Source organism: Kitasatospora sp. NPDC004745 (genome assembly GCF_042873275.1).
Taxonomy (GTDB): Bacteria; Actinomycetota; Actinomycetes; order Streptomycetales; family Streptomycetaceae; genus Kitasatospora.
Window position 1 is genome coordinate 1 of record NZ_JBIALK010000027.1, and the last position, 25,866, is coordinate 25,866.

Here is a 25,866-nt window from a genome sequence, read left to right on the forward strand (position 1 = left end):
CGGCCGCCCCCCCGGCCCCGGTCCCTTTGTGCCATAGGCGCCCCCGCGCCGGGGGGGGGGGCCCCGCGGGGGGCGGGGGGGGGCCCCCCCGGGGGGGGGGGGGCCCGGGCCGCGGCCCGGGCCCCGCCCCGCTCGCGCTTTTCCGGGGGCCCGCCCGCCGGGCCGTGGGAGGATTCGCACCATCAGCCTGACGAAGGAGTGCAGCGAGTGCCCGGCACCAACCTGACCCGCGAGGAGGCCCGCACCCGGGCCGACCTCCTCCACGTGGACGCGTACGACATCGAGCTCGACCTGAGCTCGGCCCGCGAAGGAGGCACCTTCCGGTCCACCACCGTGGTCCGGTTCTCCGCCACGACCCCCGGCGCGGACACGTTCATCGACCTCGTCGCCCCCGGCGTCGAGGAGATCACCCTCAACGGCGCGCAGCTCGACCCGGCGAGCTTCGCCGACAGCCGGATCCCGCTGCCCGACCTGGCGGCCGAGAACGAGCTGCGCGTCGTCGCCACCTGCGCCTACACCAACACCGGCGAGGGCCTGCACCGGTTCGTCGACCCGGTCGACGGCGAGACCTACCTGTACACCCAGTTCGAGGTGCCGGACGCCCGCCGCGTCTTCGCCAACTTCGAGCAGCCCGACCTGAAGGCCGCGTTCACCTTCACCGTGACCGCCCCCGCCGGCTGGGTCGTGGTCTCCAACTCGCCCACCCCCACCCCGGTCGGCGACGGCGACACCCGGGTCTGGAGCTTCGAGCCCACCGGCCGCATCTCCAGCTACATCACCGCGCTGATCGCGGGCCCGTACGTCGGCGTCTTCGACAGCTACGAGAACGGCGACCAGAAGGTGCCGCTCGGCGTCTACTGCCGCCCGTCGCTGCGCGAGTTCCTCGACGCCGACGCCATCTTCGCGGTCACCCGCCAGGGCTTCGACTACTTCCAGGAGAAGTTCGACTTCCCCTACCCGTTCGCGAAGTACGACCAGCTCTTCGTCCCGGAGTTCAACGCCGGCGCGATGGAGAACGCGGGCGCCGTCACCTTCCGCGACCAGTACGTGTTCCGGTCCAAGGTGACCGACGCCGCGTACGAGGCCCGCGCCGCGACGATCCTGCACGAGCTCGCCCACATGTGGTTCGGCAACCTCGTCACCATGGAGTGGTGGAACGACCTCTGGCTCAACGAGTCCTTCGCCACCTACGCCGAGGCCGTCTGCCAGGCCGAGGCGCCCGGCTCCCAGTGGCCGCACTCCTGGACCACCTTCGCCAACCAGATGAAGACCTGGGCGTACCGGCAGGACCAGCTGCCGTCCACCCACCCGATCATGGCCGACATCAACGACCTGGAGGACGTCCAGGTCAACTTCGACGGCATCACCTACGCCAAGGGCGCCTCGGTGCTCAAGCAGCTGGTCGCCTACGTCGGCCAGGACGCCTTCTTCCAGGGCGTCCAGGCGTACTTCAAGCGCCACGCCTGGGGCAACACCCGCCTCCCCGACCTGCTCGGCGCCCTCGAGGAGGCCAGCGGCCGCGACCTGCGGACCTGGTCCGCGGCCTGGCTGGAGACCGCCGGCATCAACGTGCTGCGGCCCTCGATCACGCTGAACACCGACGGCGAGATCGAGTCCTTCGCCGTCCTCCAGGAGGCGCCCGCGCTGCCCGCCGGCGCCAAGGGCGAGGCCGTGCTGCGGCCGCACCGCATCGCCATCGGCCTGTACGAGCTCGCCGACGGCGCGCTGGTGCGCACCGACCGCGTCGAGCTCGACGTCGACGGCCCGCACACCGAGGTGCCCGAGCTCGTCGGGCGGCACCGCCCGGCCGTCGTCCTGCTGAACGACGACGACCTCTCCTACGCCAAGATCCGGCTCGACGAGGACTCCCTCGCCGTCGTCACGGAGCACCTCGGCGGCTTCACCGACTCCCTGCCGCGCGCGCTGTGCTGGGCCTCCGCCTGGGACATGACCCGCGACGGCGAGCTCGCCGCCCGCGACTACCTCGCGCTCGCCCTCTCCGGCATCGGCCGGGAGAGCGACATCGGCGTCGTGCAGTCCGTGCAGCGGCAGGTCAAGCTCGCCCTCGACGCGTACGCCGACCCGCAGTGGCGCGAGGAGGGCACCGCCCGCTGGGCCGCCGCCGCCGAGGAGCACCTGCGCGCCGCCGAGCCCGGCAGCGACCACCAGCTCGCCTGGGCCCGCACCCTCGCCTCCGTCGCCCGCACCGAGGGGCAGCTCGCCCTGCTCACCGGCCTCCTGGACGGCACCGTCGAGATCAAGGGCCTGGCCGTCGACACCGAGCTGCGGTGGACCCTGCTCACCCGGCTCGCCGCCACCGGGCTCGCCGACGAGGCCCGGATCGCGGAGGAGCTGGAGCGCGACAACACCGCGGCCGGCCAGGAGCACGCCGCCACCTGCCGCGCCGCCCGTCCCACCGCCGAGGCCAAGGCCGAGGCCTGGGCCGCCGTCGTCGAGTCGGACACCCTCACCAACTACGTGCAGGAGGCCGTCATCGCCGGCTTCCACCAGGCCGACCAGCGCGAACTGGTCGCCCCGTACGCGGCCAAGTACTTCGCGGCCGTCAAGGAGGTCTGGGAGACCCGCAGTCACGAGATCTCGCAGCGGATCATCGGCGGGCTCTACCCGGCGCTGCAGGTCACCCAGGACACCCTGGACGCGACCGACGCGTGGCTGGCCTCGGCCGAGCCGGCGCCCGCCCTGCGGCGCCAGGTCGTCGAGGCCCGGGCCGGGATCGAGCGCGCGCTCAAGGCGCAGGCCGTCGACACGGCGGCCGGCGGGCGCTGATCCGCGGACGCACAGGAACGCCCGAGGGGGCGCCGGACGGTGTCCGGCGCCCCCTCGGGCGTCGTGCGGTCCTGGTGGACGCGGTGGGTTACTTCTTCTTGGCCTTGCCGTACGGCATGCCGGCGAGCGCGGCGATGATCACGAAGGCGGCGATCGGGAGCAGCACGTACAGACCGATGGTCTGGCCGATGCTCAGGCCGGCACCCGGGTCGTCACCGTCGTCCCGGGTGTAGGCCATGGCGGGCGACGACAGCAGCATCATGAGCGTGACCGTTGCGGAGACCGCGCCGGCTCGCAAAGCGTTCCTCTTGTCCACGTTTCCAACTTACCCGCCGCTTATGCGCCTCCGCGCGTCGGGGTCGGCCCTCCGGGGGGTGGGGGTGCGCGGGGGCGGCTGACGGCGGGGGTGGCCCTGCGGGCGGCGGGGAGGGGGGCACCGGAGAGGACCAGGTTCGACGAGGTCGGCCCTCCGGGGGGCGGGGGGTGCGCGGGGCGGGTGGGGGTGGGGCGGCCCCCGGGGTGGGGCGGCCCCCGGGGTGGGGCCCGGGGGCGCGGGGGGTCAGACGGTGGGGTGGGGGCTGGGCGGGGCCAGCAGGTGGGCGAGCAGGCGGGCGGCGGGGGTGGCGGCCAGGCGGTCGAGGGTGACCGGGCCGCCCGCGCCGTCCGCGACCGGCAGGCGCCAGTTCGGGTACTGGTCCCAGGTGCCGGGCAGGTTCTGCGGGCGCGGGTCGCCGACGAGGTCCGGCAGCCAGACCCCGATCAGCTCCGCCGGGGTGGCGCGCAGGAAGCGGTACAGCGCCGGCATCGACAGCGGCTCGCCCGGTGCGAGCAGCCCCCGGCCGGTCAGCACCGCGCGCCAGTCCGCCAGCTCGGCGGCCGCCTCCTGCTGTTCCTCGCCGAGCGGGCGGGCCAGCAGGCCGAGCCGGTGGCGCAGCTCGACGTGCTCGCCGGAGAGCCGTGCCGCGGTGCTGGGCAGGTCGTGGGTGGTGAGGGTGGCCAGGCAGCCGGGGCGCCAGCGGTCCGGGGCGAGGACCTCGCCGGCCGCCTGCCAGTCCCGTTCGAACCAGAGCACCGACGTGCCGAGGATCCCGCGCGACGCGAGCTCCTCGCGCACGCCCGGCTCCACCGTGCCGAGGTCCTCGCCGATCACCGCCGTCCCGGCCCGGTGCGCCTCCAGGGCCAGCACCCCGAGCATCGCCTCCGCGTCGTAGCGGACGTAGGCGCCCTCGGTCGGCGGGTGCCCGTCCGGCACCCACCAGAGCCGGAACAGGCCCATCACGTGGTCGATCCGGATCGCCCCGGCGTGCCGGGCCGCGGCGCGCAGCAGTTCCGCGTACGGGGCGTAGCCGGCGGCGGCCAGCGCGTCCGGGCGCCAGGGCGGCAGGCCCCAGTCCTGGCCGTGGGCGTTGAAGGCGTCCGGCGGGGCGCCGACCGAGATGCCGCCGGCCAGCACGTCCTGGAGCGCCCAGGCGTCGGCGCCGTCCGGGTGGACGCCGACGGCCAGGTCGTGGATCAGGCCCACCGGCATGCCGGCCTGCCGTGCGGCCCGCTGGGCGGTGTCGAGCTGCTGGTCGACCTGCCAGGCGAGCCAGCGGTGGAACTCGACGCGCTCGGCCAGCTCCTTGGCGGCCCGCTCGACCTGCGGGCCGTCCGGGTGCCGCAGCCCCTTCGGCCAGCCGTGCCAGTCGGCGCCGTGCTCCTCGGCGAGCGCGTTCCACAGCGCGTGCCGGCGCAGCCACTCGCCCTCGCGGCGCTGGTACGCCTCGTAGGCGGCCTGGCGGCCGGCCCCGCGCGGCACCTCGTGCAGCAGTTCGAGGGCCTCGCGCTTGAGCGCCCAGACGGCGTCCCGGTCGATCAGGCCGTCGTGCACCAGCACCTCGTCGCGCAGCCGGGCGGCGCGGCGGCCGAGCTCCTCCGCCTCGGCGCGCTGGCCGGCCGTCAGGTACCCGTACTCGGGGAGCGCCTCGACGCGCAGGTGCACCGGGTCGGCGAAGCGGCGGGAGGAGGGCCGGTAGGGCGAGGGGTCGGCGGGGGCGGTGGGCAGGGCCTGGTGCAGCGGGTTGATCTGGACGAAGGCGGCGCCGAGGCCGGCGCCCGCCCACTGGGCGAGTTCGGCGAGGTCGCCGAGGTCGCCCATGCCCCAGGAGCGGTCGGAGAGGACGGAGTACAGCTGGGCGAGGAAGCCCCAGCCGCGGCCGGGGAGCGCGGGCAGCCGTTCGGGGGCGACGATCAGCGCGGCCTCGGCCTCGCCCTTGCCCGTCCGGGCCTTCAGGATGTGCCGCCCGAGCGGGAGGTCGGCGGGCAGCCAGTGCGCGTGTCCGCGCGGCAGTTCCCAGACGCCGCCGTCCTCCAGTTCGACGTGCAGCCGGGCGTCGGCGGGCACGTCCAGGGCGGTGCGCCGGCCGGCCCGCACCACGACGCACGGCGGCAGCAACCGGGCCCGCTGGGCGGTGCGGTGACGCTCCAGCGCCTCGTGGACCTGCTCCGGAGTGCCGGCCGCCACCCCCAGGGCCGCCAGCACCGCGACCAGCGTCCGCGCCCCCACGGTCAACCCGCCCGGCCCCGGGTGTCGGGTGTCCACCCCGTACGCCTGCGCCAGTGCCACCAGTTCGGCCGGTGGTGGGGGCGCGTCCTGCGCCGGCACCTTCAGCCCGTCGGCTCCGTCACGGTCGAGATAAGCGGCCACTCGCGGCTCCTGCGATGTCTCGGCAACGCCTGGTCAGGACGACCACAGTCCTACCCGCGTGACGCCCCGACCACCCTGTGCGACACGAGTGGGGAGGCGGAACGGGCGACCGGCACGAGGTGCGCGCGAGGGCTTCACCGAATTCTCCAATCAGGACAAACCCGTCATAGCCGTCGGCGACGTTGACACCGGGTTGGCCAGCTGGTGGGGTTGCGGCGACGTGGTCCAGGCCTGGCGAGGAGGCTCCTGTGCAAGCCCGAGTTTCCGTTGCGGCCGGGCGGCGGCTGCGGCAGCAGTTGGAGCAGGCCCCGGCACTGCGCGAGGTACTCCACCACCCGGCGGCCCTGGCCGCGCGGCGGGCCACGGCCCGGACGTGCCGTCAACTGGCCCCGAAGACCGCGGACCGGCTGATCGCCGACCTCAAGGGCACCGAGCCGCTGCTGGCCTCGGTGCGGGCCGAACGGGCCGGGCGCGCGGCGGGCCGGCCGGGGCGCCGGACCATGCAGATCGCGGCGGGGGTCGCGGCCGCGGCGGTGTTCGGCGGGATGCTCGCCGGGCCGGTGCCGTCGGCGGCGTACGCGGCGGTGCCGGGGCCGGACGTGGTCAGCACCGCGCCGCAGACCCCGCTGGGGAGCATGACGAACCCGCAGGTGTTCCCTCGCCCGCAGGAGCAGACGGTGGCCGGCAAGGCCGTCGCCGTCCCCGACACGGTGGCGCTGGTGACCGCGCCCAAGGCGGACCGCGGCGCCGTCGACGCCGTCCGGGAGGTGCTGGGCGTCGCCGGCGCGACGACCGTGACCTCGCAGGCCGACGCCGGCACGCCGGCCGCCGGATCGCTGGTGGTGTACGTCGGCGGCGCCGCCGAGGACGCCGACGGCGCGGTGGACGGGGTGCTGCACGACCTGGCCGCCGCGGCCGGCACCGCCGTGCCCTCGACCACGGGGATGCCCACCGGCGGCTACGTGCTGTCGGCCGGTCAGCTGCCCGCCCAGGGCGGCGGCACCTACGGCGTGGTCGTGCTCGCCGGCGCCGACGCCACCGGCACCTTCTACGCGGCGCAGAGCCTGCGCCAGCTGCTCGCCGCCGTCCCGGCCGGGCAGGGGCAGGCGGCCGGCGCCGCCGGGCTCGGCCTGCCCGGGATCACGCTGCGGGACTGGCCGACCGGCGCGCCGGTGCGCGGCACCGCGGAAGCCTTCTACGGCAGCCCGTGGACGGCCCAGCAGCGCCTCGACCAGGTCGACTTCCTCGGCCGCTCCAAGCAGAACTTCTACCTCTACGCGCCCGGCGACGACCCGTTCCGGCTCTCCCGCTGGCGCGACCCCTACCCCGCCGCCCGCGCCGACGAGCTGCGCGAACTGGGCTTCCGGGCCCGCCAGAACCACGTCACCCTCGGCTACGCCATCGACCCGGGGCAGTCGCTCTGCTTCAGCTCCGGCAAGGACGTCGACGCGCTGGTCGCCAAGCTGGACGGGCTGCGCAAGCTCGGCTTCACCGCCTTCCAGCTGCAGTTCCTGGACGTCAGCTACGACGAGTGGCACTGCGACGACGACCGCTCCGCCTACGGCACCGGGCCGGCCGCGGCCGCCAAGGCCCAGGCCGCCCTGGTGGCCAAGGTGAACGACCGGCTGATCGCGCGGAACCCGGGGCTGGCCCCGCTGTCCGTGGTGCCCACCGAGTACCACAAGCAGGGCGCCACGCCGTACCGCAAGGCGCTGGCCGCGGCGCTGCCGGGCGGCGTGCAGGTGGCGTGGAGCGGCGTCGGCGTCATCCCGGAGAAGATCACCGGCGCCCAGGCCGCCGAGACCGGCGACCTGTACGGCCACCCGCTGGTCACCATGGACAACTACCCGGTCAACGACGCCAACCCGGACCGGCTCTTCCTCGGCGCCTACACCGGCCGCGAGCCGGAGGTGGCCACCCGCTCCGCGGTGATGCTGACCGGCGCGATGCAGCAGCCCGTCGCCTCCCGGATAGCCCTCGCCACCGCCGGGGACTTCGCCTGGAACCCGACCGGGTACAAGCCGGAGGAGTCCTGGCAGGCCGCGGTGCGCTCGCTGGCCGGGCCGAACGGCACCAGCGCCACGCCCGTCGGGACGGCGCTGTCCGCCGTCACCGCGCTGGCCGGCAACAGCTCCTCCTCGCCGCTGTCCAAGCAGGAGTCCGGCTACCTGACGCCGCTGCTCGACCGGTTCTGGGCCGCCGCCGAGCCCACCTCGGGCGCCGCCCCCGACCTCGCCAAGCTGATAGAGGCCGCCGCGCCGGTGCGGGACGCCTTCACCGCGATGGCCACCGCCCAGCAGACCCTCTCCGGCACCGAGGCCACCGCCCAGCTGGCCGCCGAGGCCGCGCCCTGGCTCGCCCCGCTGCACGACTACGGGCTGGCCGGACAGGCCGCCCTGGACATGCTGCTGGCCCAGCACGGCGGCGACGGGGCCGCCGCCTGGAAGGCCCGGGTCCAGCTCAACCAGCGGCGCGAACTGCTCGCGCAGAGCCCGGCGACGATCGGTGCGGGCGTGCTCGACCCGTTCCTGGACCGGGCCGTCCGGGCCGCCGACAACTGGGCCGGCGTGGTCGGCGGCGGGGTCACCCCCACCAGCACCATGGGCACCGCGCACGACCACCTGCCCGCGCTGATGACCGACGGCGTGGCCGACACCTTCTACTGGAGCTCCGCTCCCCCGCAGCCCGGCGACGCGGTCGGCGTCGACCTCGGCGGCGGCCGCCCGGTCGGCAGCGTCACCGTGCTGATGGGCTCCTGGGGCAGCGGGCAGGACGGCCGGACCGCCGTCGACGACTACATCCGCGACGGCGTGCTGGAGTACTCCACCGGCGAGGGCGGCTGGAAGCAGCTCGCCGTCGTCCGGAACCAGAAGACCGTCAGCGCCCAGCTGCCGGCCGGCGCCGTCGTCCGGGCCGTGCGGCTGCGCGCCACCGCGGCGCAGAAGACCGCCGTCGCCGTCCGCGAGTTCACCGTCACCGCGCCCGAGGACGCGCCCACCAGCGTGACCGGCGGCCCCGCCGCGCTGCCCGGGTCCTCCGCGGCCGCCGTCCTGGACGGCAACCCGGACACCGCGTACCGCGCGGCCAAGGCACCGACCGCGCAGGACGAGCCGCTCACCGTCGAACTGGGCTCGGCCCGGCCGCTCGACCGGCTCACCGTGCTCACCGACCCGAACGTGCACGCCACCGCCACCGTCGCGGTGCGCCGCCAGGACGGCACCTGGGCCGACATCGGCACCGTGCAGCCCGGCTACAACGAGCTGCAGGCCGGCGGGCAGCTCGCCGACGCGTTCCGGCTCACCTGGAAGCCGGGCGGCGACCCGCCGGTCGTCAACCAGGTCATCCCCTGGTACGCCGACGTCCCGGCGGCCCGGCTCAGCCTGACCGACCCGTCCGTGGACGTGGTGACCGGCGCGGCCGCCCCCGCCCAGGCCCGGGCCACCGTCGAGGCCGGCCGGCCCGAGGGCACCAGCGGCGAGCTGCGCACCGAGGTGCCGGCCGCCGCCAAGGGCCTCACCGTGGCCCCCGCGGGCGGGGTCACCGTGCCCCGCGGCGGCCGGGTGGGCGTGCCGCTGCTGGTCAGCGCCGCCCCGGGCACGCCGTCCGGGACGTACCAGGTGCCGGTGCAGTTCGTGGCCGGCACGACCACCGTCAAGCAGGTGCTCCAGGTGCACGTGGTGCCGCCCACCGGCGGTGCCGACCTGGCGCGCGGCGCCAAGGCCACCTCCTCGGGCGACGAGACGGCGGACTTCCCGGTCGCGTCGGTCGTCGACGGCGACCCGAAGACCCGCTGGTCCTCGCCGGCCAAGGACGACGCCTGGGTGCAGCTGGAGCTGCCGCAGGCGACCAGGCTGGGCGCGGCGGTGCTGCACTGGCAGTCCGCGTACGCCTCCTCGTACAAGATCCAGGTCTCGGCGGACGGCAGCACCTGGACGGACGCGGCGACGGTGGACAACGGCAAGGGCGGCGACGAGACCGTGCGGTTCGACGCGCCCGGCGCCCGGTTCGTGCGCATGCAGGGCGTCTCGCGGGCCACCAAGTACGGCTACTCGCTGTGGGGCGTCGAGCTGTACGCCGTCACCACGCCCGGGCAGCCGCAGCCGCCGGTCACACCGCCGGTCCAGCCGGGCGGCACCCCGGCCACCCCCGCGCCGACCCCGACCCCGACGACGACCCCCAGCGCCCCGGCCGCCCCGCCGGCGGCCACCCCGAGCGGTACGACGGCGCCGAAGCCGTAGGGTCGGGCCCCTCCGCCCGGCACCGCGCCCGGCCGCCCGGCCGCCCGCAACGCGGCGGGCCGCCGCGCTCCCCGGTGGGGGGCGCGGCGGCCCATGAGGCGTACCGACGGTGTGACGGGCAAGCCCTTGTGGAACGGGATCAGGCGGAGAGCGGCTCGGGCTGCTCGCCGCGGCGGACCGGGGCGGGGTGGGCGGCGTGCGCCCGGCCGAGCGGGACGGTGTGGCCGGGCTCGGTATGGTCGAGGTGTTCGTACTCGCCCCACTGCGGGGCGCGCAGTTGGTCGGCTCCGCCGTACGGCTCCAGGTAGGGCCGCCAGCGCGGGTCCTTGATGCCCGTGCCGATGATCCGCCAGGCGAGTCCGCTGGGCGGGGCGGGCTGGCGTTTCATCCGCCAGCCGAGTTCGGTGAGGTGGCGGTCGGCCTTGGTGTGGTTGCAGCGGCGGCAGGCCGCCACCACGTTGTCCCACCGGTGCTGGCCGCCCCGGCTGCGCGGGATGACGTGGTCGACGCTGGTGGCGGCGGCCCCGCAGTAGACGCAGCGGCCGTGGTCGCGGGCGAACAGCGCCCGGCGGGTGAGCGGGACGGGCCCGCAGAACGGGACCCGGACGAAACGGGTCAGACGGACGACGGACGGCGCCGGGAGGGCGCTGGTGGCGCTGTGCAGAGTGACTCCCGTGTCCTCCAGGCTGACCGCCTTGTGGTTGAGGACCAGGATGAGTGCGCGGCGCATCGATACGACGCCGAGTGGCTCGTAGGACGCGTTGAGGACCAGGACATGCGGCACGGATGCCTCCTTGGACGCCTGCGGCGCGTGGCTCGCGCCGGGACGAGCGGTTGGATCGCACAACTGGTGTGTGATCTCCCCCAGTGTCGCCTTACGCCTTCGTACGGCGCCACCACTCCTGTGTAACGGACCTGACCGGAACTGCGGGTGTGGTCTCTGTCATAGCCGGTATGCCCGGGGGAGGGTCGGGTTGCACCCGGGTGCCGCCGGGGTGCCCCCGGGAGCCCTCCCGGAGGACGACTCGGCCGGTCGGAGCAGCCCCGGGCCCCGGCGGCCGGGGGAGCGCACCGGGGCGTTGACGGGGCGTCCGGGCCGTCCGGTACGCCCTCCGGCGTGTCGGGGCGGGTGCCCGGTGGCGGCTAGGCTAAGCCGGACGGTCCGCGGGCCGCGTGCCGCGGCGCGGGCCCGCCACGCCCCCTGCAGGAAGGTCCCGCACGTGTTCCGCTCCGGCGCCACCGGCCCCGCCGACGCGTCCTCGACGCTCACCACCCCGACGCCGGCCCCCAGCCCGACCGCGCCGCAGCTGCCGCAGCTGGACCTGAGAATCCCGACCAGCGCGCAGGAGGTCAGCGACACCACCAAGCAGGCCGCCAGCTGGTTCGACACGCACTGGCAGGGCTGGCTGGCCGGCGGGGTGCGGATCGTCTTCATCGTGCTGCTGGCCCTGGTGCTGCGGGCCGTGGTGCGCAAGCTGATCACCCAGTTGATAGCCAGGATGGCGCGCTCCCACGAGCACCAGGAGGAGAGCCGGCTCGGCGGGCTGCTGGCCAACACCGGGGTGGTGAACCCGGAGCGGCGCCAGCAGCGCTCGGAGGCGATCGGCTCGGTGCTGCGCAGCGTGGCCTCGTTCACGATCCTGGGCACGGCCGCGCTGATGGTGCTGTCCGCGCTGGGCGTGAACCTGGCCCCGCTGCTGGCGAGCGCCGGTGTGGCCGGTGTGGCGATCGGTTTCGGCGCGCGCAACCTGGTGACGGACTTCCTCTCCGGGGTCTTCATGATCATGGAGGACCAGTACGGCGTCGGCGACGAGATCGACACCGGGGTGGCCACCGGCACGGTCCTGGAGGTCGGCCTGCGGGTGACCAAGCTGCGCGGCGCGAACGGCGAGATCTGGTACATCCGCAACGGCGAGGTCAAGCGGATCGCCAACATGAGCCAGGGCTGGTCGACGGCCTCGGTGGACGTCCAGGTCGGGTACAAGGAGGACCTGCTGCGGGTCGAGGACCTGATCCGGGAGGCCGCCGAGTCGCTGTCCAAGGAGGCTCCGTACGACGAGCTGATCTGGGCGCCGGTGTCGATCCTCGGCCTGGAGTCGGTCGCGGCGGACTCGGTGATGGTCCGGATCGAGGCCCGCACGGCGCCGGGCAAGTCGTCGGTGGTCTCCCGGGCGCTGCGCCAGCGCCTCAAGACCGCCTTCGACCAGGCCGGGATCAAGGTCAAGGAGGAGACCCCGACGGCGGCCGCAGCGACCGCAGCGGCCGCCGCCGCGGCGCCCCCGGCCACCGGCGTGGTGATCGCGCCGGCCTCCGAGCCGGCCCCGCCGTCGGCGCTCAGCGATCCGAACTCGGCCCGGTTCAAGGCGGCCGAGGCGATACCGATGCCGAAGTCCGGCGACTAGCGGCACGCCCCCGGCCTCCGACGGCCGGACCGGAGCCCCGAGCCCCGTTCCACCGCAAGCGTTCCCCGGCGGTGGGGCGGGGCTCCGTGCTGTCCGGTAACGCTTCGGCATCCTCCGGTCCGCGGGCCATTGACACCCCGCTGACGGGAACCGTACGGTCCTTCCCAAGCGACTGGAAAGTTTCCTAACAGTTCGCGCGAAGCCCCCGCGGGAGCCACCCGGGAGCGCGCCCGACCAGCCGGAAGAGGAGGATTCGCGGGTGACCAAGACCACGGCCAAGGCCCCCCTCGCCGGCACCCCCAGCCTGCTGCGCGCCATCAACGACCGCGCCGCCCTCGAACTGCTGCTGGCGAACGGCCCGCTCTCCCGCACCCAGATCGGCACCCTGACCGGCCTCTCCAAGCCCACCGCCTCCCAGCTGCTGGCCCGGCTGGAGGCCGCCGGGCTGGTCCTGCCGGTCGGCACCACCGCCGGCGGCCCCGGCCCCAACGCGCAGCTGTACCAGGTGAACCCGGCCGCCGCGCACGTCGCCGGCGTCGACGTCACCAACAGCGGGATCCGGGTCGCCGTCGCCGACATCACCGGCACCACGCTCGCCGAGCACACCGTGCCCACCAAGGGCGTGCCCGCCGCCGAGACCGTCGCCACCGTGGCCGCCGCCGTCGCCGCCGCCGTCCGGGCCGCCGGGCTCCCCGAGGACTGCCTGCGCACCGCCGCGATCGGCGTCGGCGGCGCCCCCGACCCCGTCACCGGCAAGCTGCGCTACGCCTCCCACCTGCCCGGCTGGCACTCGCCGCACCTGGTCGAGGAGCTCTCCGCGGCGATCGGCGCGCCGGTGTCGATCGAGAACGACGTGAACCTCGCCGCCGTCGCCGAACAGGCCTCCGGCGCGGCCCGGGGCTCCGAGGACTTCGTCCTGCTCTGGGCCGGCGCGGGCACCGGCGCCGCGATCGTCATCGCCGGCCGGCTGCACCGCGGATTCACCGGCGGCGCCGGGGAGGTCGGCTACATGCCGGTGCCCGGCTCACCGGTCGAGTGGGACGCGCGCCGCCGCAAGTTCGGCGGGTTCCAGGCCCTGGTCGGCGCACCCGCCGTCCGCGCCCTCGCCCGCGAGCACGGACTCGGCGCACCCACCGCCGAGGAGTCGATCGCCAAGGCCCTGGAGACCCCGGGCGCCGGAGACGCGTTCCTCACCGAGCTGGCCGGCCGGCTCGCCGTCGGGCTGACCGTCATCGTCGCCGTCGTCGACCCCCAGCTGGTGGTCCTCTCCGGCGCGGTGCCCAGCGCGGGCGGGGAACGCCTGCGCGCGCTCGTCGAGGACGAGCTCGCCCGGCTCTCCATCGCCCGGCCCGAAGTCCGCAGCAGCGCCCTGCCCGACTCGCCCGTCCTGCTCGGCGCGCTGCAACGCGCTCTGGCCGACGCCCGCGAGGCGGTCTTCACCACCCACTGACACCACCCACCGACGCCGCCCCCGGACGCCCACCCACCGACGCCTGCGCACCCGTTGCCCCCCGAACGCCCCCCTGCACCCACCTCTCCCCAACCCCCGAACGCGGGACCAGAGGCAATGACGCCTGCCCGCGCACCCCCAGGAGGACCTCGAAGTGCACCCCACCACCTCCCGCAGAGGCCGCCGCACGCTCGCCGCCGTCACCGGCGGTGCCGTCCTGGCCCTGCTCGCCACCGCCTGCACCGGCAGCAACGACGCGGGCGGCAACGACGACTCGGCCAGCGGCAAGGACGTCACCATCACCTTCTGGCACGGCTGGAGCCAGGACAACGAGGTGAAGGCGATCAACGACAACATCGCCGCCTTCGAGAAGGCCCACCCCAACATCCACGTCAAGGCCGTCGGCAACATCGCCGACGACAAGGTCAACCAGGCCCTGCGGGCCGGCGGCGACGACGCGCCCGACGTGGTCTCCTCCTTCACCACCAACAACGTCGGCATGTTCTGTTCGACCAAGGCCTTCGCCGACCTCAAGCCCCTCCTGGCCAAGAGCGGCATCGACGCCGCCAAGACCTTCCCGGCCGCGATGCTCGACTACACGCAGTTCCAGGGCAACCAGTGCTCCCTGCCGCTGCTCGGCGACGCCTTCGGCCTCTACTACAACAAGAAGGCCTTCGCCGCCGCCGGCATCACCGCCCCGCCGAAGACCTTCAGCGAGTTCGCCGACGCGGCCGCCAAGCTGACCGTCGCCGACGGCGACGGCTACAAGCAGCTCGGGTTCATGCCGCTCTACCACGGCTACGAGTCCACCACCGAGCACTTCCTCGGCCAGTACGGCCCGACGTACTTCGACGCCGCGGGCAAGTCCACCATCGCCTCCGACCCCAAGGTCGGCGCGATGCTCACCTGGCAGAAGGGCCTGGTCGACAAGCTCGGCGGCTACGACAAGCTGGAGAAGTACCGCTCCGCCTTCGGCGAGGAGTTCAGCGCCAAGAACCCCTTCCACACCGGCCAGGTCGCGATGGCCATCGACGGCGAGTGGCGCACCGCCTCGCTCGCCGAGAACAAGCCCGACTTCGACTGGGCCACCGCGCCGTTCCCCGTCCCGGACGACCAGGCCGCCACCTACGGCCGCGGCTACCAGACCGGCACCATCATCGGCATCGCCAGCGGCAGCAAGAAGCAGGCCGCCGCCTGGGAGCTGGTCAAGTACCTGACCACCGACACCGACGCGGTCGTCAACTTCGCCAACGCCATCCACAACGTGCCGAGCACCTTCGACGCGCTCAACTCGCCGAAGCTGATCAGCGACCCGAACTTCAAGACCTTCCTGGACATCGCCAAGAACCCCGGCTCGGGCACCACCCCGGCGAGCGTCAACGGCGGCGGCTACATCGTCTCCCTGCAGAACCTCGGGTACGCCCACGAGTCCGGCAAGCAGGCCGACCTCCAGGCCGGCCTGGCCGCCACCGCCAAGGAGATCGACTCGGCCATCGCCCAGGCCAAGTAGCAGCACCGCCCACGGAGCTCCCATGTCACTCGCGCTCGGCACCCGCAAGGGCACCGGCCCCACCGACCCGGCGGCGCCCTCCACGCAGCACCTGCTGCGCCGGAAGCGCCGCCGGGAGGCGGCCCGCACCCTCGCCTTCCTCTCCCCCTGGCTGATCGGCTTCGCGGTCTTCTTCCTCTACCCGCTGATCTCCACCGTCTACTTCTCCTTCACCAAGTACAACGGCTTCGGCGCCCCCACCCCGAACGGCCTGCAGAACTGGGACTACGTCTTCAACGACCTCCCGGCGTTCTGGCAGGGCCTGCGCAACACCCTGTGGCTGGTCGTCGTCATGGTGGGCCTGCGGGTCGCCTTCGGCCTCGGCATCGGACTGCTGATCACCAAGGTCAAGACCGGTGTCGGCTTCTTCCGCACCGCCTTCTACCTGCCCTACCTGGCACCGCCGGTGGCCGCCACCGTCGCCTTCGCCTTCCTGCTCAACCCCGGCACCGGCCCGGTCAACCACTTCCTCGGGGAGCTGGGGCTGCCGCAGCCCGGGTGGTTCGCCGACCCGAACTGGTCCAAGCCCGCGCTCACCATGCTCGCCATGTGGGGCATCGGCGACCTGATGGTCATCTTCATGGCCTCCCTGCTCGACGTCCCCAGGGAGCAGTACGAGGCGGCCGAACTGGACGGTGCCGGCCCCGTCCAGCGGTTCCGGTACGTCACGCTGCCGAACATCTCCCCGATCATCATGTTCGCGGTGGTCACCGGCGTCATCCAGACCATGCAGTACTACACCCAGGCGATCGTCGCCGGGAAGGTCGCCGGCGGCATCGCGGGCAACTCGGGCCAGCAGTTCGAACCCGGGTTCCCGCAGGGCTCCACCTGGACCCTGCCGCAGATGGTCTACAACCTCGGCTTCCAGCGCTTCAACTACGGCGCGGCGTGCGTCGTCGCCCTGGTGCTGTTCGCCATCTCGATGGCCGTCACCTCGGTCCTGCTCCGCCGCAACTCCGGCTTCATGGCGAGCGATGACTAGGGATCGTCAGACAAGCCCCAGCGCTCGCCGGCAGCAATCGACGGACCCGGCGGACCAGTGAGGACCCGATCATGACTCTCAGCTCCACGCTCACCCAGGCGCCCTCCCCGGCCGGCACCCCCCGCGCCCCCGGCACGGCCGCCGCCCGGGCCGCCCGGCGCCGTGCCCTGCTCAACTGGGTCGCCGTGCACTCCCTGGCCATCGCCGCCGCCCTGTTCTTCCTGCTGCCGTTCGTCTTCGCCTTCCTCACCTCGGTGATGACCGACCAGCAGGCGCTCACCACCGACTACTGGCCCACCTCCTGGGAGTGGGGCAACTACGGCAAGGTCTGGGAGACGCCCGGCTTCCTCACCTGGTGGCGCAACACCCTGCTCTACGCCGGCCTCGGCACCCTGCTGACCGTCGTCTCCAGCCTGCCGGTCGCCTACGCGCTCGCCAAGTTCCGCTTCCGCGGCCGCAACCTCGCCCTGATGGCCGTCATCGCCATGATGATGCTCCCGCCGCAGGTCACCGTCATACCGATGTACCTGTTCTGGGCCAAGCAGCTCGGCCTCGGCGGCTCGCTCTGGCCGCTGATCATCCCGATGGCCTTCGGCGACGCCTTCTCGATCTTCCTGCTGCGCCAGTTCCTGCTGACCATCCCCAAGGAGTACATCGAGGCCGCCCGGATCGACGGCTGCGGCGACCTGCGCACCCTGCTCAGGGTCGTCCTGCCGATGGCCAGACCGGCCATCGCCGCCGTCGCGCTGTTCCAGTTCTTCTACTGCTGGAACGACTACTTCGGCCCGCAGATCTACGCCAGCAACAACCACGACGCCTGGACCCTCTCCTACGGCCTGGAGTCCTTCAAGGGCGCCCACCACACCAACTGGAACCTCACCATGGCCGCCACCCTGCTGGTGATGGCGCCGGTGATCGTCCTCTTCTTCTTCGCACAGAAGGCCTTCATCGAAGGCGTGACACTGACAGGGGTCAAGGGCTGATGTCCGCACGCAAGTCCGCGCTCAAGCTGGCCATCGTCGGCGGCGGTTCGACGTACACCCCGGAGCTGATCGACGGCTTCGCCCGGCTGCGCGACACCCTCCCGATCGGCGAACTCGTCCTGATCGACCCGGCCGCCGAACGGCTGGAGCTCATCGGCGGCCTCGCCCGGCGGATCTTCGCCAAGGAGGGCCACCGGGCCACCGTCACCACCACCACCGACGTCGGGACGGGCGTCGCCGACGCCGACGCGGTGCTGCTGCAGCTGCGCGTCGGCGGCCAGGCCGCCCGCGACCGGGACGAGACCTGGCCGCTGGAGTGCGGCTGCGTCGGGCAGGAGACCACCGGCGCGGGCGGGCTCGCCAAGGCCCTGCGCACCGTCCCGGTCGTCCTGGACATCGCCGAGGAGGTCCGCCGGACCAACCCGGACGCCTGGATCGTCGACTTCACCAACCCCGTCGGCATCGTCACCCGCGCCCTGCAGGGCGCAGGCCACAAGGCCGTCGGCCTGTGCAACGTCGCCATCGGCTTCCAGCGCAAGTTCGCGGCGCACCTGGGCGTCGCCCCGGAGCTGATCCGGCTGGACCACGTCGGGCTCAACCACCTGACCTGGGAGCGCGGGGTCACCCTGCTCGACGCGCCGGGCGCGGCCGGCGGGCGCGAGGTGCTGCCCGAACTGCTCCGCGGCTTCGGCAAGGAGATCGCCGCGGACCTCCACCTGCCGCAGCCCCTGGTGGAACGCCTCGGCGTCGTCCCCTCGTACTACCTGCGGTACTTCTACCAGCACGACGCGGTCGTCGAGGAACTGCGGGCCCAGGGCTCGCGGGCCGCCCAGGTCGCCGAGATCGAGCGCCGGCTGCTGGAGATGTACGCCGACCCGGCCCTCGACACCAAGCCCGAGCTGCTCGGCCAGCGCGGCGGCGCCTTCTACTCCGAGGCCGCCGTGCAGCTCATCGCCGCCCTGCTGGGCACCGACGGCGGGACGTCCGTCCAGGTCGTCAACACCCGCAACGACGGCGTGCTGCCGTTCCTGCCCGACGACGCCGTCGTCGAGGTGCCCGCCGAGGTCGGCCCCGACGGCGTCCGCCCGCTGCCCCAGCGCCCGCTCGAACCGCTCTACGCCGGCCTCGTCGCCGCCGTCACCGCCTACGAGCACCTCGCCCTCGACGCCGCCCTGCACGGCGGCCGCGACCGGGTCTTCGACGCCCTGCTCGCCCACCCGCTGGTCGGCCAGATCGAACTCGCCGACCGGCTCACCGATCGGCTGCTCGCCCACAACCGCGAGCACCTCGCCTGGGCCTGACGCCCCGGAGACGGCCCGGCCCGCGAGACGAGGGTGTCGCGGGCCGGGCGGTGCGAGGAGACCGACCACCCCGGCCGGTACACGGCCGGGCACCCCCGGCCGACGACCACGGCCGGGCCACGTACGAGCCGCGGGGACCTGATGACCCACCAGCCCGAACCACTCCTGCCCGGCGTCCTCGCCATCGACGCCGGCAACTCGAAGACCGACGTCGCCCTGATCGGGCTCGACGGCACCGTCCGCGGCACCGCCCGCGGCGGCGGCTTCGCACCCCAGCGGATCGGCGGCGCCGCAGCCGTCGCGGGCCTCGCCCCGCTCGTGCGGGAGGCCGCCGCCGCGGCCGGCCACCCGTCCTGGAACGGCGTCCTCACCAGCCACGTCAGCGCCTGCCTCGCCAACGCCGACCTGCCGGTCGAGGAGGAGGGCCTGCGCAGGGCGCTGGAGGCCCACCCCTGGGGCGCCAGCAACACCGTCGTCAACGACACCTTCGGCCTGCTGCGGGCCGGCACCGACGGCCCGCGCGGCGTCGCCGTGGTCTGCGGCGCAGGCATCAACTGCGTCGGCCTGCTGCCCGACGGCCGCACCGCCCGCTTCCCCGCCCTCGGCGAGCTCACCGGCGACTGGGGCGGCGGCTCCGGCCTCGCCGCCACCAGCATGTGGCACGCCGTGCGCGCCGAGGACGGGCGCGGCGGGCCCACCGCGCTCGCCCCCGCCATCGCCGCGCACTTCGGGCTGCCCAGTGCCGGCGCCGTGGCCGAGGCCGTCCACCTCGGCCAGCTGCCGCCCGACCGGCTGCACGAGATCGTCCGGGTGCTGTTCGAGGTCGCCCGGGACGGGGACGCCGTCGCGCTGGAGCTGATCGACCGGCAGGCCGACGAGATCGTCCGGCTGGCCGTGGTGGCGCTCGGGCGGCTCGACCTGCTCGACAGCCCGGCCCCGGTGGTCCTCGGCGGCGGAGTGCTCGCCTCCCGGCAGCCGCTGCTGCTGGACAACCTGACGGCCCGGCTGGCGCGGGCGGCCCCGCTGGCCCGTCCGCGGGTCGTCGTCGCACCGCCGGTGCTGGGCGCCGCGCTGCTGGGGCTCGACCACCTCGGGGCCGGGGCCGGGGCGCAGGCCCGGGTGCGCGAGGCGTACGAGGTGCCGCGGCCGGTGGCCGAGCCGGTGCGCTGAGGCCGGCCGCGGGCCGGCCCGGGGCGGTGGCCGCGTCCCCGCCTCCTGAGGCGCCCGTCTCCCGAGACCCCGCCCCCGAGACCCCCACCCCCTGAGACCCCCGCCCCCGCCGGATCCGCACGTCCGGCGGGGGCGGGAACCACGCCCCGTGCACCGGGCGTGAGACCTGGGTGACGACGTCCGCCCGCCGCTCGGAGACACTAGTGCCATGGCCGTGCACCGAACCCTCCTCGCCGCCCTGTTGACCTGTTCCGCCGCAGCCGCGACCCTCTCCGCCTGCACCCCCGCCGACTCGGCGCCCACCGTGGCCGCCGCCTCGGCCGCCGCCGTCGCGGACGGCGCGTACGACGACGAGGACGACCAGGACGGGGACCTCGGCGGCCCCGAGCCCACCATGGACACCTCCCCCGCGCCGGTCGTCGAGTGCGCCACCCCGACCCCGACCGAACGCCCGGGCCACACCGTCCTGGTGGTCGTCGCCGTGGAGGGCACGGAGGTCGTCGCCCAGCCCGCGCGCTACCTCTGCGACGAGGCCCGCTACGAGGCCTCCGGCGAACCGGCCCGCTACGGCTTCGCGTCGGCGGGGGTCGAGGCCAGCCTGGTGGACCGGCCGAACGTCGACCCGACGAAGCCGGTGCGGCTGGAGGAGGTGCTCGGCCACCTGGAGGAGTGCCTGGGCGAGCGGGACCCGGGGAGCACCGAGGGCTGCTACGGGAACGCGTACGACGTGGTGCTGGACTCGCACGGCCGGATCATGCGGATCGGGGAGATCGCGGAGCAACCGTGACGGGGCGGCGTGCGGTCTCGGTACGGCAGCGGCGCGCGGTCTGCGTCGCGGTCTGCGTCGCGGTCCTGGTGCGGCAGCCCTGACGGGGCGGTGTGAAGCCGCCACGGCGGCTCGGCGAGCGGTCGGCGTGACGGGCGGAGCGGGGTGGTCGCCGGCGGGCCGGTCCGCCGCCCCGTCCAACTGGTAGACACACCTGCCGGATCGCCCGTCCCTCTGATGAGCTGCGACGCATGGGAGACGACCCGGACGGCCGGCAGCGGAGGATCGTGCTCGCCGTCGGCATGGTCGCGATGATCTCCGGCTGCGCGTTCCAGTTCGGCCTGCCCTACCTGATCCCCGCCCTGCGCGACGAGGGCCTCTCCCTGTCGCAGGCCGGGCTGCTGGCCGCCTGCCCGACCGCCGGGCTGGTCCTGACGCTCACCGCCTGGGGCGCGGCCGCGGACCGGTGGGGCGAGCGGTGGGTCCTGGCCTCCGGCCTCGGCCTCGGCGGGCTGGTGCTGCTGGCCGCGACGACGGTGCACGGGACGGTCGCCCTCGGCGCGTGCTTCCTGCTGGCGGGCGCGGCCGGGGCCTCCGCCCACGCGTCGAGCGGGCGACTGATCCTCGGCTGGTTCCCGGCCCGGCAGCGCGGCCTCGCGATGGGCCTGCGGCAGACCTCGCTACCGCTGGGCGTCGCGCTGGCCGCCCTGCTGCTGCCGCCGCTGGCCGCGCACGGACGGGCCACGGCGCTCGCGGTCCTCGGGGCGCTGAGCACAGCCTCGGCGCTGCTGGTCGCGGCGGTGGTCCGCGATCCCGCGCGGCCCGGACCGGGCGCCGGCGGCCGGGCGGCCAATCCGTACCGCACCCCGGTCCTGTGGAGGCTGCACGGGGCGGCCACGCTGCTGGTGGTGCCTCAGTTCACCGTGTCGGTCTTCGCCCTGGTCTTCCTGGTCGACGAACGCGGCTGGTCGCCGTCGACGGCCGGTCCGCTGCTGGCCGGCGTGCAGGTGGCCGGGGCGGGCGCACGGCTCGCGGCCGGGCGGTGGTCCGACCTGGCCGGCAGCCGCACCGGCCCGATGCGGCGGCTGGCGCTCACCGCGGCGGCCGTCCTGGCCGCACTCGCCACCGGGGCGCTCGCGCACTCGGCGGCCGCCACGGCGGCGCTGATGGCCGCCGGGGTGCTGACGGTCTCGACCAACGGCCTGTCCTTCACCGCCGTCGCCGAGTACGCGGGCGGCGCCTGGGCGGGCCGGGCGCTCGGGGTGCACACCACCGTGCAGAACGCCGTCGCGGCCGGGGTGGCGCCGACGGCCGGCGCGCTGATCGGGGCCGCGGGGTACGGCTGGGCGTACGGGCTGGCGGCGGTGTTCCCGCTGCTCGCGGTGGCGGTGCTGCCCGGGGCCGGCGGGCGGGGCGGCGAGGCCAGGCCGAGCGGGCCGGACTGCTGACGATCGGGTGGCCGGACGTCAGCCGTCAGACGTCCGCCGTACGCCGTACGCCGTCAGCCGAGGCCGATGCGGTCGGCGAGCGCGGCGGGTGCCGGGTACGGCCGCTCGGGCGGCAGGAGGCGCTGGGCCCTCGCCGACTGCCCGGTGCGGACCAGCGCGGCGATCCGGTGCACCCGCGGCGTGAGGTCGGTGATGCCGGTGACCCACTCCTCGGCGAAGGTGCGGATCAGCGAGCGGCCGACGCCCACCTGGATGCTGTAGTGGTTGAGAGCGGCCCCGCGCAGCGTCCGCTCCGGATCCCACTGCACGTGCACCTCGGCGCGCCCGAGTCCGGCCGGGTCCGCGGTGGTCGGCACCGCCCGGGCGAGCGCCTCCTCCCAGCCCTCGCGGGTGATCCGGACGGCCAGCACCCGGGTCTGGCCCGGCTTCTGCGCCCAGTTGCTGCGGTGCATCAGCCAGCGGAACGACGGCTTGATCCAGGTCATCCGCCCGAAGGAGAACGGCGGTACGAAGCGCCCGGCAGCCAGCGCCGGTTCGGCGACGGCGGGCGCGTACGCCTGGTACAGCACGATCGTCCGGTCGTCGAAGTCGGCGCGGATCTCGCGCAGCGCGGTCATCGGTTCCTGTCCCCCTCGCCCCCGTGCGGGTGGATCGCAGGCTGCCAGCGGGGCGGGCGCCGCCGCAACGGGATTTGCCGCCGGGGCGCCGGGGCCGGCGTCGGGGGTCCCTTCGCAGCGGCGGGGTCCGGGCCGCGGACGGGGGCGCAGGCCGGGCAAGGAAGGGCCCGGACGTACGCCGGGGCAGGGCCAGGGTCGGGCGCAGGCCCGGGACGGGGGCAGCGCCGTGCGGCGTCCCCGGCCCCGGGCCGGCGTCGTCAGACGGTCACGACGGCCGCCTTGGCCCGGAAGGCGGCGAGGGTGGCGGTGGGCACGCCGCAGGCGGGGAGGAAGGCTTCGGCGCCCCCGTGACGGGTGCGGACGCGGTCGAGGAAGACGGCCATCGCCTCGGCCGGGGCCTCCAGCAGCGGTGCGGGGATGGCGAGTTCACGGCCGGCCGAGTCGGTGACGCGGGCCTTCCGGTCGTTGAGCGCGGTGCGGTGGCGTTCGGCGAGGCCGGCGAAGATCTGCGGGAGGGCGTCGGCGGTGCGGGCGTAGTCGGCCACGATCCGCTCGGCGGGCACGCCGAGGAGGTCCAGCAGCAGGGCGGTCAGCAGGCCGGTGCGGTCCTTGCCGGCGGCGCAGTGGAGCAGGACGGCGCCCGGGCGGGCGGCGGCCTCGACGGCGGCGGCGACGGCCCCGGGGGCGGACTCGGCGAGGAGCACGTACCAGTCGCCGAGGTCGGCGGCGGTGGCCATGGTGCGCATCCGCTCGGTGAGGCCGTCGGTGGCGGGGTTCACCGGGGCGGCGACGACGGCTATCCCGGCGGCCTCGGCGGCGGCCCAGTCGGCGGGGTCGGTCTCGCGGGTGTCGCGCAGGTCGACGACGGTGCGGATGTCGCAGCCGCGCAGCTGGGCGACGGTGGCCTCGTCGGCGGCCGGGAAGGGCTGCGCGGAGCGGAACAGCACCCCGGGGCGGATCCGCCGGCCGTCGGGGTCGCTGAGGACGGCGGGGTCGCGGAAGTTGACCAGGGACATGCGCGGGCCTTTCGGGTGGAGCCGGACGAGGGAAGAGCAGGACATCTAGACGTCTAGATGTCTAGCCCCTCCCCGGGGTGCCGGGCAAGCCGACGCGGACCGCGACACCCCTCCATCCCACTCCCGCGCACGAGTCCCGTCGAACGGAGGGAGGCTTCGTAGGATCGGGCGTATGGCGACGAACCCTCCCGATACCCCGCTCTACCGCCGGCTGGCCCGGCGCCTCCAGGAGCGGATCGACGCCGGCACCTACCCGGCCGGCGCCCGGCTGCCGAGCGAGCCCGAGCTGAGCACCGAGTTCGGGGTGAACCGGCTGACCGTCCGGCAGGCGGTCGCGGAGCTGGAGCGCGCCGCCGTGGTGGAGATCCGGCGGGGCGTGGGCACCTTCGTCCGCCCGCCCGCCGTCCGCGTGTCGATCGCGGTCGACCCGCGCAGCCAGCGGTTCGACCTGGGCAGCGTGCACACCGCGCTGCCCGACGCGCCGGGCGGCGACGGCGAGTTCGTGCTGGGCGCCCCGCCGGTGGCCGGCTCGGCGGAGGACGAGGAGGCGGCCCGGCAGCTGGGGCGCGGCACGGCCGAACTGTCCCGGGTGGACACCGTCATCCGCCTCGGCGGGCGGCCCCGCGCCGCGTGCAGCTACTGGGTGCCGTTCGGCCCGCTCCCGGCCGACCTGGTGCGCCCCGGACGGCCCGGGAACCTCGTGCTGGACCTCGCCCGGGCCGCCGGGGTGAAGCTGGAGTACGACTGGCGGGCCTTCGGGGCGGTCGGCGCGGACCTCACCGACGCCGAGCTGCTGGGCGTCCCGCCGGGCACCGCCCTGCTGGTCCGCGAGGGCGTCAGCTGCACCCCGGACGGCGCGCCGGCGCTCTACGTACGGCGGCGGATCGACGGCAGCAGCGCCCGTTTCGTGCTGCACTTCCGCGAGCCCTGACGGAGGCGGTGGCGGGAGCGGTGAGGCGGGGCCCCGAGCGGGGGTCGGGGCGGCGGGGTCCGCGGGAACGGCGGGTTCGGGGTGGCGGGGTCCGCGGGAGCGACGGGGTCGGGACCGGCGGCGCGTCCGCTCTCCGGCACGTCCGTCGGCCCTGGCCGCGGCTCCGGCGGCAGCAGACCGGGAGCCCACCCCGCAACGGTTCGGGCCGTATGGATCCTGCTAGGGTTCCGCGCCGGATCATGCCGGATCATCAGGTGTCACGGGGGGCGAAGCACGGCGATGTCCGAAGGGATGGCGCACGACGTACCGGCCGAACTGGCCGAGGTGTACCTCACACTGCTGGCCGACGTCTCCCGCACCGGGAGACTGCTGCGCCGCGACGAGTTGGACCGCCTGCGCGCACTGGGCGAGCACAGCGCCGAGGCCGGGTACGGGCTGCGCGAGCTGGTCTCGCACTGCCTGTCGGCCACCCGGCGGGCCTGGCAGACGCTGCCGGGCATCACCGCCGCGAGCGCCGTCGGCGAGCTGCGGCGGATGGGCGACGCCGTGCTGACCGCCGCCGACGCCGCGCTCGCCGCACTCGGCGAGGGGCACGAGCGCGCGCAGCGCATGGCGGTCCGCCAGGAGGAGGCGGCCCGGCGGGAGTTCATCGACGACCTGCTGTACGGCCGGGCGGACCTCGGCCTGCTGGCCGAGCGCGCGGAGCGGTTCGGGTTGCGGCTCGCAGGCGCCTACACGGTGGCCGTCGCGGTGGGCGACCAGCCGTTCGCCGACGTCCACCCGCTCGTCAACCGGGTGGAACGGGAACTGGTGGGGCGGTTCGGCGAACGGGACGTCCTGCTGGCCAGCAAGGACGGCCGGCTGGTGTGCATCGCCCCGGACTCCGAGCGGGCCGTGCTGGAGGCGTTCGCGGACCTGACGCTGCGCCCCGGCCCCGGCTACCGCCCGGTGCTGCGGGTGGCGACCGGGCGCCGGCACTCGGGGGCGAGCGGGGTCCTGCGCAGCTACGAGGAGGCCCTGGACGCACTGGACTACGCGAGCCGGCTGGACCTCCCGGCACGCCAACTGAAGGCCGAGGAACTGCTGGTGTTCCCAGTGCTGATGCGCGACCGGGCCGCGATGGCCGACCTGGTGCGCAGCGTGCTGGGCCCGCTGAGCGAGGCACGGGGCGGCGCCCGTCCGCTGCTGGAGACCATCGCGGTGCAGGCGGAGGCGGCGTACGTGAACGCGGAGGCGGCCCGCCGGCTGGGACTGAGCGTGCGCACGCTCGGCTACCGGCTGGAGCGGATCAAGGCGCTCACCGGGTACGACCCGTCGGACGCGCTGCAGCGCTTCACCCTGGAGACGGCGGCGATGGGGGCCCGGCTGCTCAACTGGCCGGAGGAGCCGCTGTAGCGGGGGCGGCACGGCGGGAACGCGGGGCCGGCGGGCCTCGGGGGCGTCCGCGGCGCGGGGCGGCGGGACCGGGTCGCTGTCGCGGTTCTGCAGCCGTCCTGTTGCCGGGCCGTTCCGGTGGCGGGCGGAACGCTCGTTCCAGGGT

Annotated in this window: 18 protein-coding genes; 13 read left to right on the forward strand and 5 right to left on the reverse strand. The window is 75.0% G+C overall.

Annotated features, from left to right (window positions below; all coding sequences use genetic code 11):
- Positions 1–207 precede the first annotated feature (207 nt).
- Entirely contained in the window at positions 208–2,787 is a 2,580-nt protein-coding gene (pepN, locus tag ACFYUY_RS32415; RefSeq protein ID WP_387905940.1) for an aminopeptidase N, read from the forward strand.
- An 88-nt stretch (positions 2,788–2,875) separates the two neighbouring features.
- On the opposite strand, the gene ACFYUY_RS32420 is transcribed toward pepN, so the two are convergent.
- Together ACFYUY_RS32420 and malQ are read right to left on the reverse strand one after the other, a co-directional pair.
- A complete protein-coding gene (locus ACFYUY_RS32420) occupies positions 2,876–3,049 on the reverse strand; it encodes a hypothetical protein (protein WP_360215841.1) in 174 nt (57 codons plus the stop codon).
- 297 nt (positions 3,050–3,346) lie between these two features.
- Positions 3,347–5,431 (reverse strand): 4-alpha-glucanotransferase, encoded by a 2,085-nt coding sequence (gene malQ, locus ACFYUY_RS32425; protein WP_387906069.1) that lies wholly within the window; start codon positions 5,429–5,431, stop codon positions 3,347–3,349.
- Positions 5,432–5,721: 290 nt separating this feature from the next.
- Between malQ and ACFYUY_RS32430 the strand changes: the two genes are divergently transcribed.
- The gene (locus ACFYUY_RS32430) at positions 5,722–9,711 is read left to right on the forward strand and encodes a beta-N-acetylglucosaminidase domain-containing protein (protein ID WP_360215844.1); all 3,990 of its coding nucleotides are present in this window, start codon (positions 5,722–5,724) and stop codon (positions 9,709–9,711) included.
- Between the two features lie 139 nt (positions 9,712–9,850).
- On the opposite strand, the gene ACFYUY_RS32435 is transcribed toward ACFYUY_RS32430, so the two are convergent.
- Positions 9,851–10,495, reverse strand: coding sequence for an HNH endonuclease (locus tag ACFYUY_RS32435; RefSeq protein WP_360215847.1), 645 nt, complete (start codon positions 10,493–10,495; stop codon positions 9,851–9,853).
- Between the two features lie 436 nt (positions 10,496–10,931).
- Here ACFYUY_RS32435 and ACFYUY_RS32440 point away from each other — a divergent pair, with 436 nt between their 5' ends.
- From ACFYUY_RS32440 to ACFYUY_RS32480, 9 genes are all read left to right on the forward strand, one after another.
- On the forward strand, positions 10,932–12,113 hold the full coding sequence (locus ACFYUY_RS32440; protein WP_387905943.1) for a mechanosensitive ion channel family protein: 1,182 nt from the start codon (positions 10,932–10,934) through the stop codon (positions 12,111–12,113).
- A gap of 259 nt (positions 12,114–12,372) precedes the next feature.
- Positions 12,373–13,563 carry an ROK family transcriptional regulator gene (locus tag ACFYUY_RS32445; protein WP_360215853.1) on the forward strand — a complete coding sequence of 397 codons (1,191 nt, stop codon included), beginning with the start codon at positions 12,373–12,375 and terminating at the stop codon, positions 13,561–13,563.
- Positions 13,564–13,717: 154 nt separating this feature from the next.
- Positions 13,718–15,073 carry an ABC transporter substrate-binding protein gene (locus ACFYUY_RS32450; protein ID WP_360215856.1) on the forward strand — a complete coding sequence of 452 codons (1,356 nt, stop codon included), beginning with the start codon at positions 13,718–13,720 and terminating at the stop codon, positions 15,071–15,073.
- A 22-nt stretch (positions 15,074–15,095) separates the two neighbouring features.
- Positions 15,096–16,094 (forward strand): carbohydrate ABC transporter permease, encoded by a 999-nt coding sequence (locus ACFYUY_RS32455; protein ID WP_387905946.1) that lies wholly within the window; start codon positions 15,096–15,098, stop codon positions 16,092–16,094.
- 71 nt (positions 16,095–16,165) lie between these two features.
- Entirely contained in the window at positions 16,166–17,077 is a 912-nt protein-coding gene (locus tag ACFYUY_RS32460) for a carbohydrate ABC transporter permease (RefSeq protein ID WP_387905948.1), read from the forward strand.
- Positions 17,077–18,378: a 6-phospho-beta-glucosidase gene (locus ACFYUY_RS32465; protein ID WP_387905949.1), complete on the forward strand. Its 1,302-nt coding sequence runs from the start codon at positions 17,077–17,079 to the stop codon at positions 18,376–18,378. Before ACFYUY_RS32460 ends, ACFYUY_RS32465 begins: the two co-directional genes overlap by 1 nt.
- Before the next feature lie 141 nt (positions 18,379–18,519).
- The gene (locus ACFYUY_RS32470; RefSeq protein WP_360215867.1) at positions 18,520–19,548 is read left to right on the forward strand and encodes a BadF/BadG/BcrA/BcrD ATPase family protein; all 1,029 of its coding nucleotides are present in this window, start codon (positions 18,520–18,522) and stop codon (positions 19,546–19,548) included.
- 208 nt (positions 19,549–19,756) lie between these two features.
- Positions 19,757–20,335: a hypothetical protein gene (locus tag ACFYUY_RS32475; RefSeq protein WP_360215870.1), complete on the forward strand. Its 579-nt coding sequence runs from the start codon at positions 19,757–19,759 to the stop codon at positions 20,333–20,335.
- A gap of 230 nt (positions 20,336–20,565) precedes the next feature.
- The gene (locus ACFYUY_RS32480; protein ID WP_387905953.1) at positions 20,566–21,762 is read left to right on the forward strand and encodes an MFS transporter; all 1,197 of its coding nucleotides are present in this window, start codon (positions 20,566–20,568) and stop codon (positions 21,760–21,762) included.
- Positions 21,763–21,815: 53 nt separating this feature from the next.
- Here ACFYUY_RS32480 and ACFYUY_RS32485 read toward each other — a convergent pair whose 3' ends face one another.
- Positions 21,816–22,379, reverse strand: coding sequence for a DUF4291 domain-containing protein (locus ACFYUY_RS32485; protein WP_387905956.1), 564 nt, complete (start codon positions 22,377–22,379; stop codon positions 21,816–21,818).
- A gap of 257 nt (positions 22,380–22,636) precedes the next feature.
- Positions 22,637–23,395, reverse strand: coding sequence for a tyrosine-protein phosphatase (locus tag ACFYUY_RS32490; RefSeq protein ID WP_360215879.1), 759 nt, complete (start codon positions 23,393–23,395; stop codon positions 22,637–22,639).
- 172 nt (positions 23,396–23,567) lie between these two features.
- On the opposite strand from ACFYUY_RS32490, the gene ACFYUY_RS32495 reads away from it, so the two are divergent.
- Both ACFYUY_RS32495 and ACFYUY_RS32500 read left to right on the forward strand, forming a co-directional pair.
- Positions 23,568–24,326, forward strand: a complete 759-nt coding sequence (locus ACFYUY_RS32495; protein ID WP_360215882.1) for a GntR family transcriptional regulator — start codon at positions 23,568–23,570, stop codon at positions 24,324–24,326.
- A gap of 279 nt (positions 24,327–24,605) precedes the next feature.
- A complete protein-coding gene (locus ACFYUY_RS32500; RefSeq protein ID WP_360215885.1) occupies positions 24,606–25,721 on the forward strand; it encodes a helix-turn-helix domain-containing protein in 1,116 nt (371 codons plus the stop codon).
- Positions 25,722–25,866 lie beyond the last annotated feature (145 nt).